This is a genomic window from Exiguobacterium sp. EA-TM-5 (assembly GCF_053878415.1).
In genome coordinates this window covers 1,662,128-1,679,935 of sequence record NZ_CM132670.1, presented here as the reverse complement: position 1 = coordinate 1,679,935, position 17,808 = coordinate 1,662,128, and the positions used below count along the sequence as shown (strand labels likewise).

The following is a 17,808-nucleotide window of genomic DNA, read 5'->3' as shown; positions in this document are numbered from 1 at the left end:
TTTATGAAAAGTGACCGTCTCCATTCTTTATTCTAAACCTTCATAGAGTGAACGAACAGCCTCAACGACTTGTTCTTGTCCAACTTCTTCTGCATCGCCACCACGACGTGCTTTTAATTCAACGATTCTTTCTGCCGCTTTTTTCCCGACGTTCAAACGAACCGGTAGACCAATCAAATCCGCATCAGCGAACTTGACGCCTGCCCGTTCTTTCCGGTCGTCAAGGAGAACACTGAATCCTGCAGCTGTCAACTCACGGTATAATGTTTCTCCGAGCTCGAGTTGTTCTGCATTTTTACCGTTGACGACGATTAAATGAACATCGTATGGAGCGATCGCTTTGGGCCAAATGATTCCACGCTCGTCATAATGTTGTTCGACGACTGCCGACAATGTCCGCGAGACACCGATACCGTAACAACCCATGATGAGAGGTTGTGCCTTACCGCCTTCATCGAGGAATGTCGCTCCCATCCCTTCTGAGTAACGTGTTCCGAGTTTGAAGACTTGACCCACTTCGATTCCACGAGCGAATTTAACGTTACCGTTACCGTCTGGTGAGACGTCACCTTCTTCAACGAAGCGCAAGTCTGTATAGTCTGCTTCGAAATCACGGCTTGGATCAACATGAATATAATGTGTTTCTGCTTTATTCGCACCACAGACCGCATTCGTCAAGGCACGAATCGCGTAATCTGCAACGATCTTCATGTCAGCACCAATCGGTCCAAGCGTTCCTGGTGTTGAGTGAAGCGCTGCTTCAATCTCTTCATCACTTGCCATTGTGATATCAAGTGCACCGAGATAGTTCTTCAACTTGATGTCATTGACTTCATGATCGCCACGAACAAGCGCCATGACAAGCCCTTGTTCCGTTTTGAAGATGACCGTCTTGATTGATTCGTTAGCTGGCAAGTTCAAATGTGCACTGACTGCTTCAATCGTCTTCGCATCTGCCGTATGCACTTCTTCCAGCGCTTCTGGTGCTTTGTCTTGCTTTGGATAAGCATCGATTGATTCAGCCATCTCTAAGTTTGCTGCGTAATCCGACTGATCCGAATAGACGATCGTGTCTTCACCGATTGCCGCTAAGGCATGAAACTCATGTGTTCCGCTACCACCGATTGCGCCAGAATCGGCGACGACCGGACGGAATTCAAGACCGACACGTGTAAAGATCCGCGAATACGTATCAAACATATTTTGATATTCTTCGTCTAAGCTCTCTTGTGACGAGTGGAATGAATAGGCATCCTTCATGATGAACTCACGACCACGTAATAAACCAAAACGTGGACGACGTTCGTCACGATACTTCATTTGAATCTGGAAGAGGTTGACTGGCAACTTCTTATACGAGTTCAACTCATCTCGGACGATCGATGTGATCAGTTCTTCGTGTGTCGCACCAAGTGCAAAACGACGATCGTGACGATCCGTTAAACGCATTAATTCAGGTCCATAGATATCCCAGCGACCTGTCTCTTCCCAAAGTTCAGCTGGCTGAATCGCTGGCATGAGTAATTCTTGTGCCCCTGCTGCATCTAATTCTTCACGGATGATCGTCTCGATGTTTGCGAGAACACGTTTTGCGAGTGGTAAATACGAATAGATCCCAGCGGCATTTTGACGTATAAATCCTGCACGAAGCAAGAGTTGGTGACTGATGGCTTCTGCATCAGATGGTACTTCACGCAACGTTGGCATGAATAGTTTTGATTGTTTCATAATGAGTCACGAACTCCTTTGACTGAGTGATTAATTAAAAGAACTTTTGAATGTCGTTCCAAGTGACGACGAGCATGAGTAACATTAAGAGCGCAAAACCAACGAAGTGAACCAATCCTTCTTTTTGAGGATCAACCGGTTTTCCGCGTAAGGCTTCAAGGAAGAGGAACAGCAATCGTCCACCGTCAAGCGCTGGAAGTGGTAACAAGTTAAAGACCGCTAAGTTGACGGACAACAGTGCTGTCCATGTCAACAGCATCGAGAATCCACTATCTGCGACCTGATCAGTCATTTTGACGATTCCGACTGGTCCTGATAACTGATCGACACCAACGACACCAGTCACGAGATCTCCAACGGCACCGACGATAAGTGTCGACATCCGCCATGTTTCAGAGACACCTGTTTGAAGAGCTGTCCCGAATGATTTTTCTGTCTCATTCGTGACACCAATGATACCAACCTTCTGTTCTCCTTGTTGTTGTACTTTAGGAGTGATCTCGGTTGTCGTCTCTTTCCCATCACGCTCATATTCCACTTCTGTTGCTTTACCAGCGCGGTCTTGGAATCCAGCACGTAAATCCGTCCATTTTGCTGTATCCTGTCCGTTGACTGAGACAATCCGGTCTCCTTCAACAAGTCCAGCTTTGTCAGCCGGTGAACCTTTTTGTACTGTTCCGATGACGCTTTCCCCTGTCGGAGAACCGTTATACAGGGCAAGGCCGAATAGAATGACGAACGCAAGAACGAAGTTCATGAACGGTCCTGCAGCGATGGCAAGGACGCGTTTCCATACGGATTTCGATCCAAATGTGCGATCATACGGGGCGATTTGTGTCCGTGTCTGACCTTCGACGAGAAACGCTGTTGGTGAGAACGGGGTACCGGACCGATGTCTCATCCTGTAACCCAACGAGTTCGAGTTGATGCAGTAGATCAATCCGCTCAACTGTGACGACTTGATCGACTTGCGGCTGATCCGCATCGAAATAAATCGTCTCGATGACACCCGCTTTTAACTGTAATCCGACAGTTTGACCTGACTTGATTTCAACGAGTTCAGGTTCTTCTCCCGCCATTTTGACGTAACCACCAATCGGTAATAGGCGAACTGTATACAACGTCTCATTTTTAAACACTGAAAAAATCTTCGGTCCAAATCCAATTGCGAATTCACGACAGAGAATACCTGCCCGCTTCGCCATTACGAGATGACCCCATTCATGGACGGCGACGAGTACACCGAACATCAGTACGATTGAAATAAAGGTCGTCATTACTTATCCCATCCTTAGTTAGCGAATGTAAGAGACGATACGAACTCACGCGCCCATCGGTCTGCCGCAAGGATTTGATCCAAGGATGGCTCTTCGATAAGGTCGTGAGCTTGAAGCGCCGCCTCAACGCTCGCTTCGATTTCTAAAAAGCGAATGTCCCCTTTTAAAAAGCGGTCCACTGCTTGTTCGTTCGCAGCATTGAGTACTGATGGCATCGAACCACCGGCTTGACCAGCTTCAAAAGCAAGTCGTAACAATGGATAACGGTCGAATGAAGCATCAGCAAAGTGTAAGCGTCCGATTTGCTTTAAGTTTAACCGTTCTCCCCCTTGGATTTCAAGGCGGGACGGATATGTAAGAGCGTACTGAATCGGCTCCCGCATGTCTGGCATGCCAAGTTGCGCCATTACTGCACCATCGTTGAACTCAACCATCGAGTGGATGATTGATTCCCGGTGAATGACGACATCAATATCCGCATAGTCGACATCAAATAACCAATGCGCTTCAATGACTTCGAACCCTTTGTTCATCATCGTTGCGGAATCAATCGTGATTTTCGCTCCCATCGACCAGTTTGGATGTGCAAGAGCTTGTTCGACCGTAACGTCTGCTAATTCTTCACGTGTTTGATCGCGGAAGCTTCCGCCTGACGCCGTCAAGATGATTTGACGCACATCCTCACGTCGTTCCCCGTTCAAACATTGGAAGATTGCTGCATGTTCACTATCGACCGGTAAGATAGTGACGTTTTTTTCGCGTGCTCGTTTCATGACGAGATGACCTGCTGTTACGAGTGTTTCTTTATTCGCTAACCCAATCGTTTTGCCAGCCTCAATCGCTGCAAGCGTCGGACGTAAACCAACGGCACCAACGACCGCTGTAATGACCGTATCGACTTCGGGATGCGTCACGATCTCAAGCAGTCCTTCTTCGCCAATGACGATCGTCGGCTGATATGTTAAGTGACGCTCAAGTTCTTGGCGAGTCGTTTCATCCTGTACACCGACAAGCATCGGCTGCAAACGGTTCAACCACGGTACGGCAACCGTCGTATTCCGTCCAAATGCAAAACTCGTCAATTCAAAAAGATCAGGATTAGCCGCAATGACGTCAAGCGTTTGCGTACCAATCGATCCTGTCCCGCCGATGATACTGATTTTCTTCATATGAAGCGCCTCCTCAAGCAAAGATATCAAGTACGACGAGGACCGTAAAGACGATCATCATGCTGTCGAACCGATCTAAAATACCACCATGACCCGGTAGTAACGTTCCAGAATCCTTTACACCGTAGTGGCGTTTGTAGGCTGACTGGACCAAATCACCAAGTTGACCCACGACGGCAACGATGATGGCAAGTAAAATGACTTTTCCAAAACCAACTGTCGGTTCAATGGTTTCGAACACGACACCAAGTAAGATGGCGAGTATGACACCACCGACTGCCCCTTCAATTGTTTTATTCGGGCTAATCGATGGCCACAGTTTATTCTTACCAAATCGTTTCCCGACGAAGTACGCTCCGGAATCGGTAAACCAAATCAAGAGAATGATTAAGAGTGACCATGTTAATCCGTGTTCGAGTAAGCGGATGTAGGCGAATGACGCAAAACCGACACCGACATAAACGGCAGTCAATAGCAAAAAGGCAACATCGTCAAATGTAAAGACGTTCTTTGAAAAGACATTCCAGAACAGACCGACTAACAAGATGATCATCGCCCAAGCGATAGGTGAGAGTCCGATTGGAAGTGTCCGATCAACTGCCTCCTCATAAATACCGATAAACGGCAATAGCGTTCCAATTCCAAATAAAATCCTTGGAATACGTGAGCCACTCCATTGTCGCATCCGGACGAGTTCGGTATACCCGAGAATCGTTAAGACTACCATAAACGCTAAAAAGGGTAGTCCACCGATGTACAAAAGTGCCAAAAAGATGGCGCCCGCCCATATCCCTGTAATAATTCGAGTTTTCATAAGCTAGTTCCTCATTTTAATCAGACGCCGCCGAACCGGCGTGTCCGTTGATTGTAATCTTCAATTGCAGCTAGAAATGCCTCACGACGAAATTCCGGCCACAGGATATCTGTGAAATAAAACTCTGCATAGGCTGCTTGCCACAGCAAGAAGTTCGACAGGCGTTGTTCCCCGCTTGTCCGAATCACAAAATCGACATCCGTCACGGATCCTGTCATCAACTCGCGTTCAATCGTCTCCGGTGTAATCGCATCCGGTGACAATAAGCCTGCTTGGACTTGGGCGCCCAGTTTTTGCATGACTTGCACAAGTTCATCGCGTCCTCCATAATTCAGAGCGAAAATCAGACGAAGTCCTGTATTGTGTTGCGTATCCAGCTTCGCTTGTTCGACCGCCTCGCGCGTGAAATGAGGGAGGCGAGATACTTCACCTGCTACCTCGACTTTAACATTTTGGGCATCGAGTTCTTTTAAATCTGATTCTAAAAACTGAGCTGGGAGCTTCATTAGAAAATTTACTTCTTCTTCTGGACGCGTCCAGTTTTCAGTTGAGAAGGCATACAGTGTCAAGCTTTTGATACCAAGCTCATTGGCGACTCGAACAACTTCTCGAATCGATTTCATACCTTCACGATGTCCCATGATTCGTGGAAGCCCACGTTTTTTTGCCCATCGTCCATTTCCATCCATAATAATGGCAACATGTTCAGGCACCCGCTCATAGGTTTCGGTTTCTTTCGTCTGATTCAACCATTGAAACATTCGCACTTCCTCCTCTCTCAATTATGAAGAAAGGGACTCTTCGTGTGACAAAGAGTCCCCCCCATGACGATCCGTCGCGTCATACTTCCATGATTTCTTGTTCTTTTTCCGTTGCCGTTTGATCAAGTTGTTTGACGAACTTGTCTGTCAACGTCTGAACATCTTCTGTGTAACCACGCAGATCGTCTTCTGTCAATGCACCATCTTTTTCTTGTTTTTTCAACTGTTCGTTCGTATCACGACGAATGTTACGGAGCGCAACTTTTCCTTCTTCCGTATACTTCTTGACGAGTTTAACAAGTTCCTTCCGACGCTCTTCCGTTAATGGTGGAATCGCAAGACGGATGACTGTACCATCAGATGACGGTGCAAGACCAAGATCAGCACGTTGAATCGCTTTTTCGATCTCGCTGACCATTGACTTATCCCAAGGAGTGATCAAGATCAGGCGTGCTTCTGGTGTGTTGACATTCGCTACTTGATTCAGCGGTGTTGGTGAACCATAGTATTCGACTTGAACGGGATCTAAAATGGCAACATTCGCACGACCTGCACGGAGTGTTGCAAGTTCCTTTTTAAGTGAAAGATGTGCTTTTTCCATCCGTTCTTCGGCTTGTTTCAAGATTTCTTTTGACATATTATTTCCCCCTTACGATTGTCCCGATTTCGTCACCGATGACGACACGTTTGATGTTTCCTTCTTCCATCAACGAGAAGACGATGAGCGGGATGTCATTGTCCATACAAAGTGATGTAGCTGTAGAATCCATGACTTGAAGTCCATCTTTTAAAACATCCAAGTAAGAAAGTGTCTCGAATTTCTTCGCTTCTGGATCAACATTTGGATCAGCTGAGTACACACCATCGACGTTGTTTTTTGCCATCAAGATGACTTCTGCTTCGATTTCTGCCGCACGAAGCGCAGCCGTCGTATCAGTCGAGAAGTATGGGTTCCCTGTACCTGCTGCAAAGATGACAACGCGCCCTTTTTCCAGGTGACGCATTGCGCGGCGACGGATATATGGTTCTGCTACTTGGCGCATCTCGATTGATGTTTGAACACGCGTTTCAACACCTACATCTTCTAAACTGTCTTGAAGCGCAAGCGAGTTCATGACTGTCGCTAGCATCCCCATATAATCGGCATTGGCCCGGTCCATCCCAAGTTCTGCTCCTGTTTTACCACGCCAAATATTTCCAGCTCCGACAACGACCGCTACTTCAACATTCAATTCAATTAATTCGCGAATCTGTTCCGAGATAGATTTGACGATGACAGGATTGATCCCAAACCCTTGATCTCCTGCGAGCGCTTCTCCGCTCAATTTTAACACAATCCGGTTATATTTCGGTTGCATGACTATGTCCCCCTTGCTAAATTCCGTAAAAAAGGAACACGAACCACTTCCACACGAAAGTGGATTGAAGCATACGTGTTCCTTCTCTTGTCATCAGGATGATCCCGATTCTTATTTTTTAAGTTGGTTCATAACTTCTTCAGCGAAGTTCTCTTCGCGTTTTTCCATACCTTCTCCAACTTCGAAGCGTACGAATGACACGACTTTACCGCCTTTAGATTCTACAAATTTACCAACTTTGAAGTCTGGATCCTTAACGAACGTTTGATCGACGAGGCAGATTTCCTCGAAGAACTTGTTCATACGACCAACGATCATTTTTTCAACGATGTTAGCTGGTTTTCCTTCGTTCAATGCTTGCTCAGTAAGAACTTTTTCTTCACGTGCTTTTTCTTCTTCTGTAACAGAAGTACGGTCAACGTAAAGTGGACGAGCTGCTGCGATGTGCATTGCAACGTCTTTTGCAACTGTTTCATCTGTCGTACCTTCGATAACGACGACTGAACCGATGCGTCCACCCATGTGGAGGTAAGAACCGAATGCTGCGTCATCTGCTTTTGTGAAGAGAGCTACGCGACGGAGTGAAATTTTCTCTCCGATTGTAGAAGCTTCTTCTGAGATGTACGTGTCGATTGTTTTACCTGCTTCGTATTCAGAAGCGAGCGCTGCTTCAGCAGTCTCAGAACCGTTACGAAGAACAGCATCAGCGATGTTTTGAACGAGCGTTTGGAAACGTTCGTTTTTCGCAACGAAGTCTGTTTCTGAGTTGATTTCGACGAGTGCTGCTTTGTTGCCATCAACTGCAACTGCAGTCAACCCTTCAGCTGCGATACGATCGCCTTTTGCTGCTGCTTTGGCGATTCCTTTTTCACGCAAGAAATCTACTGCTGCGTTCATGTCACCGTCAGTTTCAACGAGTGCTTTTTTGCAGTCTAGCATACCTGCACCTGTTTTTTCACGAAGTTCTTTAACCATTGCTGCTGTAATAGCCATTCGATATTCCTCCTTATAACGTCCTTATTTTCAAAAAAAAGGTGATAAAAGGTCGATTCCCTTTATCACCTGGCATCACGAATTACTCAGCGTCTGCTACTACTTCTTCAGTAGTTTCAGGTGCTACGTTATCTTCGCCTTGTTTAACTTCGAGGATTGCGTCAGCCATTTTACCAGTGAGCAATTTGACTGCACGGATCGCATCGTCGTTCGCTGGGATGACGTAGTCGATTTCGTCTGGATCACAGTTAGTATCAACAATCGCAACGATTGGGATGTTGAGTTTGTGTGCTTCTGCAATCGCGATACGCTCTTTGCGTGGGTCAACGATGAAGAGTGCATCCGGAACGCCTGGCATATCTTTGATACCGCCGAGGAATTTCTCAAGACGAGTCATTTCTTTTTTAAGAATGATGACTTCTTTTTTAGGAAGAACTTCGAATGTACCGTTCTCTTCCATTTTTTCGAGTTGTTTCAAACGGTTGATACGTTTTTTGATTGTAGAGAAGTTCGTGAGAGTTCCACCCAACCAACGTTCGTTGATGAAGTATTGTCCTGCACGGATCGCTTCTTCTTTCACAGTGTCTTGTGCTTGTTTTTTCGTACCAACGAAAAGAACGTTTCCGCCTTCAGACGCTACTTCACGGATGAAGTTATAAGCTTCGTCTACTTTTTTGACCGTTTTTTGAAGGTCGATGATGTAGATTCCGTTCCGTTCTGTGAAGATGTATTTCGCCATTTTTGGGTTCCAACGGCGTGTTTGGTGACCGAAGTGTACACCAGCTTCTAACAATTGTTTCATCGAGATTACTGCCATGATGAATTCCTCCTTTTGGGTTTTGGATGTCCTCCGCGATGATCGTCTATCCAGCTAACCTATTAAAGGCACCGCAGCTGGCGATACATGCGTGCGTAATTAACACCGTAGACTAATATAGCATAAAGATTAACGAGGAGCAACCTTCGTTTGACGAGAAAGTTTTGCGATCAAAGCGACCTCACCCGTTCCTCGATTCAAAGAACGAGCGAGTGTCTCAAGATCTGTCCCTTCGCGTAACGCCTGTTCAACATCTGTTAAGACTTGTTCTTCTGTTAAGTCCTGTTCTTCGATCTGTATTTCAGAAAGAACTGATGCTTTAAGAAATGATTCGGCTTGTTCATTTTGCACAACATTTTCCTCAGATAAGACTGATTCCGTTGATAGGTTCTGATGTGCTTCATTTATAACATTGGATGAGGCTTCAGCTTTTGAGTTCTGCTCGGTCATTTCACTCACTTGTTCCATAAAGCTTAATAAAACTTGCTCTGTTTCGCTTTTTTCACGCTCCAAACGGGAGATACGATCTTTTAAATCCGCTTGCTGACGAAACAGTAAGAGTAATGCGTAGCATATAAGAGCTGCTAAAAGTATATACACGACTGTCATGATGGATTTCCTTTCACATTGCGACACGATCTGCTAAGTATGCACTTCCCAATGCATTTTTTAATTTACGTAATGCTTTGGAATGGATTTGAGAAATCCGAGATGTAGACAGTTCAAGGATTTCTCCAATCTCGGTCAACGTTAATTCTTCATAATAGAACAACGAAACGACCAGTTGTTCTTTTTCAGACAGTTCTTTAACTTCCTCTGCTAATTTAGCAATCAATTCACGCATCAATAACATGTCTTCCGGAGTCGCAGTATCAGGGTCTAGATAGGAAACGGTCATTGCTTTTCCTTCATCTTGTAAGGTGACGGCTTCATCAATCGATAATACGTTTGCAAAATAACTTTCAGCTAACGCACTCTTCACTTCATCCGTAGACATTTCCACGATCGAAGATACTTCTTCAATCGTCGGAGTTCTTTGAAGAGATTGCTCTAGTATTTCAACAGCTGCTTCGACCCGCTTTGCTTTTTCTCGTAAAGAACGTGGTAACCAATCGATTTTTCGCAATCCATCTAGAATTGCTCCTCGAATCCGAAAGGCGGCATACGTGTCGAATTTATTATTATGATTTTGATCGAATTTTTGAAGAGCATCGTACAATCCCATCATTCCTAAACTTTTCAATTCATCCCGATCGACACTTTTAGGTAATGTTGCACTTAGGCGTTGAACATGATATTGAACGAGGGGCTCGTAATTCAAAAGTAATTCATCTGCTACCGTGATATCACGTGTCGATAGCCATCGATCCCAAAGTTGTTGTAATTCCTCACGCATGACCATTCCTCCTCTATATTTCCAACGTCCCGACATTTACTGTCCGGATAACGAGACGTCCTGACTTTGAGTGGAACTCGATCGTCCGTCCATTCGTGCCACCTACATCTTCTGCAACGAGTGGGATTCCTGTCTTTTGTAACATATCTTTGACGGACGCAATGTTTCGTTCTCCAATTCGCATCGATTCATGCTCGTATTTGAATTGAAACATCTGTGCACCACCAGCAATCTTAGCGCGTAAACGTAATGCACCATTTGCTCGTAGGCGTTTTACGATTTCTAGAATAGCAGTATCTGCGAATTTACCGATTTCAGCCTCGCGATTGCGACTAATTGCTGAATCTGGCAACATGACATGTGCCATACTTGATAATCCTCGCTCTTGATCATAAATGACGACCCCAACGCAAGAACCAAGTCCAGCAGTACGAAGAATGACAGGTTGTTTACTAATCGCGTATTCTGCAATTCCAATGCGTATGAGTTCATCCATCAATATCCACACCCAATCGCTGAAAAACTGTCTGAAACGCATTTGCTTCAGGAAGGAGAAGCAAGTGTCCAGTCAATTCATTCCCGGCACTAGAAAGATGAGTGTCGATATACAATGCCATATTTCCTGGTGTTGAAGATTCAAGCAATGCCACCTCGAGTAGAGCTCCAACCATATCAAATGCAGAAGCAGGAACGCTGACTTGGAGGGATAAATCCAACCAATCTGAAATCGAGCGTGCATATGCACCAATAAGTATATTCCCGATTTCCTCCCAGGCAGAAACCCCCATTTCATGTGAATCAGAGAAAAATTGGAATTCAGATTTCATAAGCTGTCCAATTAACTTTTCTGCATCATGAAGTGGCATTAAAAAAAGCAATGTCGCTCGAATATCTCCTGAGAACCGCAACAACGCACCAGCAGTGTAAGCTTCTGCACCACCAACACGATCTATGATCGTCGTAAACGATTCTAGTTCGGCTGACGGCACTTCGATTTCAATCGGTTTCCCTAATAGTGTAGATAACGCTGTAGCAGCATGACCTGCTCCGATATTTCCAATTTCTTTGAAAATATCTTTTTGGTCTGAGTTAAGCATGAACGATATCCTCAAATAATCGATTTGGTTCGATTAAAGAAAACAGTTGGTCTTCTCCTTTTGCGACTGCCGTTAGATAAGATGCATCTTCTTGTTTTTGTTCCCCCAAAGGCTCGATTCTAACTTCAGAGGATTCTACGACTTCATTCGCTCGATCAACGATGAATCCAGCGTCTCCATGCTCAAGTGTGGCAATGATGATTCGTGTTTCTTCGGTTTCTTCAATCACGTCAAAACCTAAACGTGAACGTAAATCGATCACAGGCGTTACAACTCCACGCAAATTGATTACACCTTTTACGTAAGAAGCAGCATTCGGAATTCGTGTAATGGGAATAAGACGTTCAATTGAACGAACAGATTGTACGTCAATCCCATATGAATTCTCTTCTAGTTGAAAAACAACCCACTTTTGTTCCATCTTCAATTCCCTCACTTTCGTAATAGAGCATTACTGTCAATGATTAATGCCACTTGTCCATCACCAAGTATAGTTGCTCCGGAAATAGCTCGAATACCTTCTAGATAACTACCTAATGGTTTCATGACAATTTCTTGTTGCCCAATCAATTCAGAGACAATTAAACCTGCCAGTTTTTCACCACTACGAACAACGACAACCGAGTAGGCATCCGCATCATGTTGTGGTAAACCGTATACTTCATTCAAAGAAATTAAAGGTACAAGTTGTCCACGGAAATCGAATACTTTTTCTCGGTGAGCCTGAAGAATGGAAGTGCTTCGTAACGATGTTGTCTCAATGATTGCTGTCAATGGAATCGCATACGTTTCTTTACCAAGTTCAACCAACATTGCTGAAATGATGGATAGCGTAAGTGGTAGACTAATTCTGAAAATCGTACCTTCACCACGACGTGTTTCTACGAATACTTCTCCACCAAGAGATTCAATCTTTGATTTAACAACATCGAGTCCAACACCTCGTCCAGACAAATCCGTCACCGTTTCTGCTGTTGAGAAACCTGGAGCGAACAGTAACATCGATGCTTCTTCGATTGTTAATAGCGCAGCCTCTTCTTCCGTAATTAGCTCCTTCTCAATCGCAATTCGCGTGACGCGTTCATGATTGATTCCAGCACCGTCGTCTTCAATCTCAATGAAGACTCGATTTCCCGAATGATAAGCGCGTAATGATAAATTCCCTTCAACAGGTTTCCCAGCAAGAATCCGGTCCGCCTTATTTTCGATTCCATGATCGATTGCGTTACGAATCAAGTGAACAAGTGGATCACCAATCTCATCGATGACTGTTCGATCCAACTCGGTTTCAGCACCAGTGATATGAAGTTTTATGTGTTTTCCGACATCTTTGGATACAGAACGTACCATTCGTGGGAAACGATTAAATACTTGTTCAATCGGCATCATACGTAAAGTCAATACGAGAGACTGTAATTCGTTCGTACCGCGCTTAATTCGCTCGACAGTATCCGTTAGTTCAGGAGAACCGACTTCTGCCGCAATTCGTTCTAAGCGTCCTCGATCGATGATGAACTCCTCAAATAAGTTCATGAGACGATCAATCCGTTCAAGATTGACACGAATCGTTTTTGAAGCGACTGGTGCCGTAACATCTATTGGTTCACTCGTAGAAGTTGACTCTTTTTGAGTCTCTTTAGTAACGGGTTCTTGTTGTAACGTAGAAGTGGCAACTTCCGCTTCTGACGTCGTCTCAAAAGGAACGATGGAAACGTTCGCCACTTCTGATACAGCTTCAACTGCTTCTCGAATAGTCTCTTTTTCACTCTGTGTTACGAATAGAATCTCAAATGATGTATCAAAATGTTCTTGCTCTAAGTCATCTGAAGTCGGATTGGAGAGGATGACGTCTCCAAGTGATTGAAGACGATCAAACACCATATAAACGCGAGCAGCCTTTAGGATGACATCAGCTGATAGTTCGACTGATAACACGTACGCTTGATAGCCTGCTGCAATCGATTGTTGGACGACCGCTTTTGAATAGACATCACATTCAAAATTCTGTTGCGTCGTAGGTAGAACATTCGTTTCGACCTGTACATCATTCGGTTGAATGAACCGCTTCAATCGATTTACCGTCTCCGTTACATCTAATTTCCCTTTCCCGCCTCGACTAATATCTTCAACCATCGTCTCAAGCTGTTCTGCTGCGACGAATAATACATCAATTAGTTCGGGGGTGGCTGGTTGTTTTTTAGAACGAACTAAATCGAGCGCGCTCTCCATTTCATGTGTTAAGTCAGCAATAGCATCATACCCCATCGTTCCCGCCATTCCTTTGAGTGTGTGAGCTGACCGAAAAATTTGATCAATGACAGCTTCGTCATCCATACGTTGTTCGAAATCCAATAAGCTAGTATTAATCGCTTGAAGATGCTCCATTGATTCATCAAGGAACAACCCTACATATTCATTTAAGTCCATGAATGATTTCCTCCTTTATTTCCAACTTAATGGACATGATCCTTCCCATGCTTTAGTCGACTTAATAATCGATCTAAAAACTTTCGCTCTTTTACGCGAACACCCGTCAACGAAGTAGTAATGTGATCCATTCGCCAACTGACATGACTTTTTCGATCCATGATATAAAATGGCATTTGTGCTTTAACCGCTTTCACAACTGTTTGATCTTCAGGTAGAAAACCAATGAAACGTAATGATTTTTTTAAAAATTGAGAGCTGACTAATTCGAGACGATCGAATGTTTCAAGAGCCTCTTCACCATTAGTAGCTCGATTGACAATCACAGAGATGGGCAATTCATTCGCATGATGATGTGCTAATTTTACAAACGCATACCCATCCATGATGGAAGTAGGTTCTGGTGTAACAACCAGCCATGCTTCATCTGCGCTACCAATGAAATCAAACGTTTGATGATTAGCACCAGCACCTAGATCGAGTAATACGTAATCATATTCATAGAAGAATCGGAATTCACGTAGTAAAAAGGTAATATCGTCACTCGTAAAATTTGTCAATTCTGCGAATCCACTTCCACCATGAATGAACTGAAGGGTTGATGAATACTCTACAATTGACTGTTGTAGTGACTCTCTCCTCTTCACACATTCCATCAGTGATAACTTAGAAGATTTACCAAGTAAAATACCAATGTTGGCCATACCGATATCTAAATCGATGATAAGTACCTTCTTGTTTTGAAGAGATAGAGCAACACCTAAATTGACAGCGACGTTCGTTTTCCCGACGCCACCTTTACCACTGACAATTGCAATTGTTTTAGTCTCATTTACGGATAATTTAGAGCGTAGGACTCGAGCTTGATCTTCTTGCATCATCCCATTCCTCTCTCGACGACCATCTGGGATATCTCTTCTACAGAACTGAACGTGATATCTTCAGGCACCTCTTGACCAGTAGTTATACAATAAATTGGTAAGTCACTCGCTTCTGCGAGACCAACAATTGACCATAATTCACTTGTCTCGTCCGCTTTTGAGAAAATAAATCCAGATACAGGTACGGATTGAAAGCGATCATACATACGAAGTAGATCTTGGTACTTCGCAGTCAAACTAAGTACAAGAAAAACATCTGTATCTTCGAAATCATGTCGACTTTTTAATTGTTCAACATACCCCGCATCGAGAAAATTCCTACCTGCTGTATCAATTAGAACGATATCGCACGATTGTAAAGCTACTTTCGCTTGCTCGAAGTCATGCAGGTCGTATGCGACATGGATTGGGATATCTAAAATATCTGCATATGTCTTTAATTGCTCAATAGCAGATATTCGATACGTATCCGTCGTAATGAGACCGACACGTTTTTTCTCAGTTAACGTATAATAAGCTGCTAATTTTGCAATCGTAGTCGTCTTTCCGACTCCTGTAGGACCTGTTAACATGATGAATTTCGAGTGCGTCGTTTTCGTTCGAATCTTTGTTTGAACCTCTTCGAGTAGGACAGTGTTCAATTCAGTTTGCTGCGTTTGATAATAGGTCGACACAAGTTTCTCATGTAACTGCTCTGCCAACTGATTCAGTGCTGGCTCGGCCAGTAACTTCGAATAGTGTCTGAGCTCTCTTGGTAATGGTCTTTCTCCTACGGTAATGATTGTAGGACGATCTGCGATTGATCGTATTTCTAATTGGTTCACACGAGGACTCACTCTAGACGGTAGTTCAACTTTAACATCCGATTTGTCTTCCACATGTTCATCAACTGAACCGACTAACTCCACTTTTCGTTTAGCAAAGACTCCGAAAATACCGCCGACTTTTATATGCCTTGTATTTAAGATGATAGCCTCTTCGCCTAACTCTTGTTTGATTCGCTCCATGGCTTCAGCTACCGTATCTGCTACGATTTTTTTTACTATCATCGCTTATATCACCCCAATACTCTTCACTTCGATTGTCGGCATTAATTCGTTATACGATAAGACCGGTATATCTGGGAAGTATCGTTCTGTCAACTGACGGACGAACATCCGAATACTTGGAGAAGTCAGAATGATTGGATGTGCGCCGTAGCGTTCGAACTCCAGTGTTCGCTCTTGAAGCGTTTCGATGAAGCGACTCGCTTTTTCGGGATCAAGCGCTAAATAATTACCAAACTCCGTCTTCTGAATCGCCGACTGAATATCGAGTTCCATCTCACTTGAGACTGTTACGACGTGTAACACCTCGCCTTGCATGACCTGTTCAGTAATTTGACGTGATAAGGATTGGCGAACATACTCTGCTAGCAGTTCACTATCCTTGGTTACTGCTGCATAATCAGCCAATGTTTCAAAAATCAATGGTAGATTTCGAATTGAAATTTTCTCTTTTAATAGTTGAACGAATACTTTTTGTAAATCTCCAATTGATAGTAATTGCGGCGTAACTTCCTCCACTAGAATCGGATGCGATTCCTTCAAATGATCGACCAATTGTTTCGTTTCTTCCCGGCCGAGTAATTCAGCCGCATGTTTCTTTAAGAGTTCTGTTAGATGAGTAGCTACAACAGATGGTGGATCAACTACCGTATAGCCTGACATTTCTGCTCGACTTCGTGTCTGCTCATCAATCCATAGTGCCGGCATACCAAATGCCGGTTCGACTGTCTCGATGCCGCGGATTTCTGGATCGTCGACACCTGGACTCATTGCTAAATAATGATCGAGCAACAATTCTCCGCTTGCCATCTCACTTCCACGAATCTTGATTCGATACTGATTCGGGGATAACTGAAGATGATCACGAATCCGAACGGTCGGTAGAACAAAACCGAGCTCAAGTGCCAGCTGTCTTCGAATCATAACGACACGGTCCAGTAAGTCTCCCCCTTGCGCTTCATCAGCGAGTGGAATCAAACCGTAACCAAATTCGAATTCAATCGTATCGACATTCAGTAAGGAAATGACTGATTCGCTTGATCGTAAATTTTCGCTTGGTGCTTCTTCGACAGCCACCTCTTCTTGCATCGTCTTTGTCGTCTGCTTCATTCGCCAAGCAAAAAATCCAAACAACGCTGCAATCGGCATCGTGACGTAATCTGGAATCGCCGTGAACAATCCGAGTAAGAAAATCGCTCCTGCCGCAATTCCAACGAGAAGTGGTGTCCGTGTCAATTGACCGATGACATCCTCACCGAGATTTCCGTCAGATGTAGAACGTGTGACGATGATACCAGTCGCAACTGAAATCAAAAGCGCTGGAATCTGACTGACGAGACCATCACCAACTGTTAGCAACGTATACAAATTTACAGATTCCATCATCGGTAACCCTTGCTGGACGACACCGATGATCATTCCAAAAATCAAGTTGATGATGACGATGATGATTCCGGCAATCGCATCTCCTTTAACAAACTTTGAAGCTCCGTCCATCGCTCCATAAAAATCTGCTTCCGATTGTATCTTTTGGCGGCGAGTTCGTGCTTGTAGTTCATCAATCATGCCAGAATTTAAGTCGGCATCGATTGCCATTTGTTTCCCTGGCATCGCATCGAGTGTAAAACGTGCCGAAACTTCCGATACTCGTTCTGAACCCTTTGTGATAACAAGAAACTGGATCAAGACGAGAATCAAGAAAACAACGAAGCCGACAAGGGCATTACCGCCGACAACAAAACTACCGAAAGCTTCGATGACTTCGCCACCGTTTCCGTTTGATAAAATCGCCCGTGTCGTTGAGACATTGAGCGCGAGACGAAACAGCGTAACGATCAGTAATAATGTTGGAAATACAGAAAACTCAAGTGCCTCTTTGGCATTCATCGCAACGAGTAGTACCATCAAGGCAATTAGAATATTGATGATGATTAAAAAATCGAGCATGATAGCAGGCAGTGGAATGACGAGCATGAAGACGATCATGATGACGCCTAGCAGAACTGTTAAATCTCGTGTTGATATACTCATGATGCTTCATCCT

General features: G+C 44.2%; 17 protein-coding genes and 1 pseudogene. All 18 read right to left on the bottom strand.

The features are described 5' to 3' along the window. Window positions 1-27: 27 nt before the first annotated feature. Window positions 28-1,728, bottom strand: coding sequence for a proline--tRNA ligase (locus tag ACV3PA_RS08610; RefSeq protein ID WP_456124454.1), 1,701 nt, complete (start codon window positions 1,726-1,728; stop codon window positions 28-30). A gap of 34 nt (window positions 1,729-1,762) precedes the next feature. Beyond that, window positions 1,763-3,005: pseudogene (gene rseP / locus ACV3PA_RS08605) on the bottom strand (RIP metalloprotease RseP). 14 nt (window positions 3,006-3,019) lie between these two features. After that, window positions 3,020-4,174, bottom strand: coding sequence for a 1-deoxy-D-xylulose-5-phosphate reductoisomerase (locus ACV3PA_RS08600; protein WP_053453769.1), 1,155 nt, complete (start codon window positions 4,172-4,174; stop codon window positions 3,020-3,022). A gap of 13 nt (window positions 4,175-4,187) precedes the next feature. Then, window positions 4,188-4,988: a phosphatidate cytidylyltransferase gene (locus ACV3PA_RS08595; protein WP_456124453.1), complete on the bottom strand. Its 801-nt coding sequence runs from the start codon at window positions 4,986-4,988 to the stop codon at window positions 4,188-4,190. 20 nt (window positions 4,989-5,008) lie between these two features. Beyond that, a complete protein-coding gene (locus ACV3PA_RS08590; RefSeq protein WP_053453771.1) occupies window positions 5,009-5,749 on the bottom strand; it encodes an undecaprenyl pyrophosphate synthase in 741 nt (246 codons plus the stop codon). Window positions 5,750-5,828: 79 nt separating this feature from the next. Then, the gene (gene frr / locus ACV3PA_RS08585; RefSeq protein WP_023468691.1) at window positions 5,829-6,386 is read right to left on the bottom strand and encodes a ribosome recycling factor; all 558 of its coding nucleotides are present in this window, start codon (window positions 6,384-6,386) and stop codon (window positions 5,829-5,831) included. A gap of 1 nt (window position 6,387) precedes the next feature. Continuing rightward, window positions 6,388-7,107: a UMP kinase gene (pyrH, locus tag ACV3PA_RS08580; RefSeq protein WP_053453772.1), complete on the bottom strand. Its 720-nt coding sequence runs from the start codon at window positions 7,105-7,107 to the stop codon at window positions 6,388-6,390. Between the two features lie 111 nt (window positions 7,108-7,218). Continuing rightward, window positions 7,219-8,100, bottom strand: coding sequence for a translation elongation factor Ts (gene tsf, locus ACV3PA_RS08575; RefSeq protein WP_456124452.1), 882 nt, complete (start codon window positions 8,098-8,100; stop codon window positions 7,219-7,221). Between the two features lie 82 nt (window positions 8,101-8,182). Continuing rightward, window positions 8,183-8,917 carry a 30S ribosomal protein S2 gene (rpsB, locus tag ACV3PA_RS08570; RefSeq protein WP_012370721.1) on the bottom strand — a complete coding sequence of 245 codons (735 nt, stop codon included), beginning with the start codon at window positions 8,915-8,917 and terminating at the stop codon, window positions 8,183-8,185. Between the two features lie 129 nt (window positions 8,918-9,046). After that, complete coding sequence (locus ACV3PA_RS08565; protein ID WP_456124451.1) at window positions 9,047-9,526, bottom strand: hypothetical protein; 480 nt, start codon at window positions 9,524-9,526, stop codon at window positions 9,047-9,049. A gap of 13 nt (window positions 9,527-9,539) precedes the next feature. Continuing rightward, entirely contained in the window at window positions 9,540-10,313 is a 774-nt protein-coding gene (locus ACV3PA_RS08560; protein WP_053453774.1) for a FliA/WhiG family RNA polymerase sigma factor, read from the bottom strand. A gap of 13 nt (window positions 10,314-10,326) precedes the next feature. After that, window positions 10,327-10,809: a chemotaxis protein CheD gene (locus tag ACV3PA_RS08555; protein WP_023468696.1), complete on the bottom strand. Its 483-nt coding sequence runs from the start codon at window positions 10,807-10,809 to the stop codon at window positions 10,327-10,329. Further along, window positions 10,802-11,410 (bottom strand): chemotaxis protein CheC, encoded by a 609-nt coding sequence (locus ACV3PA_RS08550; protein WP_456124450.1) that lies wholly within the window; start codon window positions 11,408-11,410, stop codon window positions 10,802-10,804. Before ACV3PA_RS08550 ends, ACV3PA_RS08555 begins: the two co-directional genes overlap by 8 nt. Next, window positions 11,403-11,831: a chemotaxis protein CheW gene (locus ACV3PA_RS08545; RefSeq protein ID WP_023468698.1), complete on the bottom strand. Its 429-nt coding sequence runs from the start codon at window positions 11,829-11,831 to the stop codon at window positions 11,403-11,405. Before ACV3PA_RS08545 ends, ACV3PA_RS08550 begins: the two co-directional genes overlap by 8 nt. A gap of 11 nt (window positions 11,832-11,842) precedes the next feature. Next, window positions 11,843-13,837, bottom strand: a complete 1,995-nt coding sequence (locus ACV3PA_RS08540; RefSeq protein ID WP_053453776.1) for a chemotaxis protein CheA — start codon at window positions 13,835-13,837, stop codon at window positions 11,843-11,845. Window positions 13,838-13,863: 26 nt separating this feature from the next. Further along, the gene (locus ACV3PA_RS08535) at window positions 13,864-14,718 is read right to left on the bottom strand and encodes a MinD/ParA family protein (RefSeq protein ID WP_053453777.1); all 855 of its coding nucleotides are present in this window, start codon (window positions 14,716-14,718) and stop codon (window positions 13,864-13,866) included. Continuing rightward, a complete protein-coding gene (locus ACV3PA_RS08530; protein WP_053453778.1) occupies window positions 14,715-15,767 on the bottom strand; it encodes a flagellar biosynthesis protein FlhF in 1,053 nt (350 codons plus the stop codon). Before ACV3PA_RS08530 ends, ACV3PA_RS08535 begins: the two co-directional genes overlap by 4 nt. A 3-nt stretch (window positions 15,768-15,770) precedes the next feature. Beyond that, complete coding sequence (flhA, locus tag ACV3PA_RS08525; RefSeq protein ID WP_053453779.1) at window positions 15,771-17,795, bottom strand: flagellar biosynthesis protein FlhA; 2,025 nt, start codon at window positions 17,793-17,795, stop codon at window positions 15,771-15,773. Window positions 17,796-17,808 lie beyond the last annotated feature (13 nt).

Coding starts and splice junctions, on each gene's coding strand:
- ACV3PA_RS08550 (WP_456124450.1), bottom strand. CDS start 11,410: ATGCTTAACTCAGACCAAAAAGATATTTTCAAAGAAATTGGAAATATC.
- ACV3PA_RS08530 (WP_053453778.1), bottom strand. CDS start 15,767: ATGATAGTAAAAAAAATCGTAGCAGATACGGTAGCTGAAGCCATGGAG.
- ACV3PA_RS08590 (WP_053453771.1), bottom strand. CDS start 5,749: ATGTTTCAATGGTTGAATCAGACGAAAGAAACCGAAACCTATGAGCGG.
- pyrH (WP_053453772.1), bottom strand. CDS start 7,107: ATGCAACCGAAATATAACCGGATTGTGTTAAAATTGAGCGGAGAAGCG.
- ACV3PA_RS08555 (WP_023468696.1), bottom strand. CDS start 10,809: ATGGATGAACTCATACGCATTGGAATTGCAGAATACGCGATTAGTAAA.
- tsf (WP_456124452.1), bottom strand. CDS start 8,100: ATGGCTATTACAGCAGCAATGGTTAAAGAACTTCGTGAAAAAACAGGT.
- frr (WP_023468691.1), bottom strand. CDS start 6,386: ATGTCAAAAGAAATCTTGAAACAAGCCGAAGAACGGATGGAAAAAGCA.
- ACV3PA_RS08535 (WP_053453777.1), bottom strand. CDS start 14,718: ATGATGCAAGAAGATCAAGCTCGAGTCCTACGCTCTAAATTATCCGTA.
- ACV3PA_RS08595 (WP_456124453.1), bottom strand. CDS start 4,988: ATGAAAACTCGAATTATTACAGGGATATGGGCGGGCGCCATCTTTTTG.
- ACV3PA_RS08600 (WP_053453769.1), bottom strand. CDS start 4,174: ATGAAGAAAATCAGTATCATCGGCGGGACAGGATCGATTGGTACGCAA.
- ACV3PA_RS08565 (WP_456124451.1), bottom strand. CDS start 9,526: ATGACAGTCGTGTATATACTTTTAGCAGCTCTTATATGCTACGCATTA.
- rpsB (WP_012370721.1), bottom strand. CDS start 8,917: ATGGCAGTAATCTCGATGAAACAATTGTTAGAAGCTGGTGTACACTTC.
- ACV3PA_RS08610 (WP_456124454.1), bottom strand. CDS start 1,728: ATGAAACAATCAAAACTATTCATGCCAACGTTGCGTGAAGTACCATCT.
- ACV3PA_RS08560 (WP_053453774.1), bottom strand. CDS start 10,313: ATGCGTGAGGAATTACAACAACTTTGGGATCGATGGCTATCGACACGT.
- ACV3PA_RS08540 (WP_053453776.1), bottom strand. CDS start 13,837: ATGGACTTAAATGAATATGTAGGGTTGTTCCTTGATGAATCAATGGAG.
- flhA (WP_053453779.1), bottom strand. CDS start 17,795: ATGAGTATATCAACACGAGATTTAACAGTTCTGCTAGGCGTCATCATG.
- ACV3PA_RS08545 (WP_023468698.1), bottom strand. CDS start 11,831: ATGGAACAAAAGTGGGTTGTTTTTCAACTAGAAGAGAATTCATATGGG.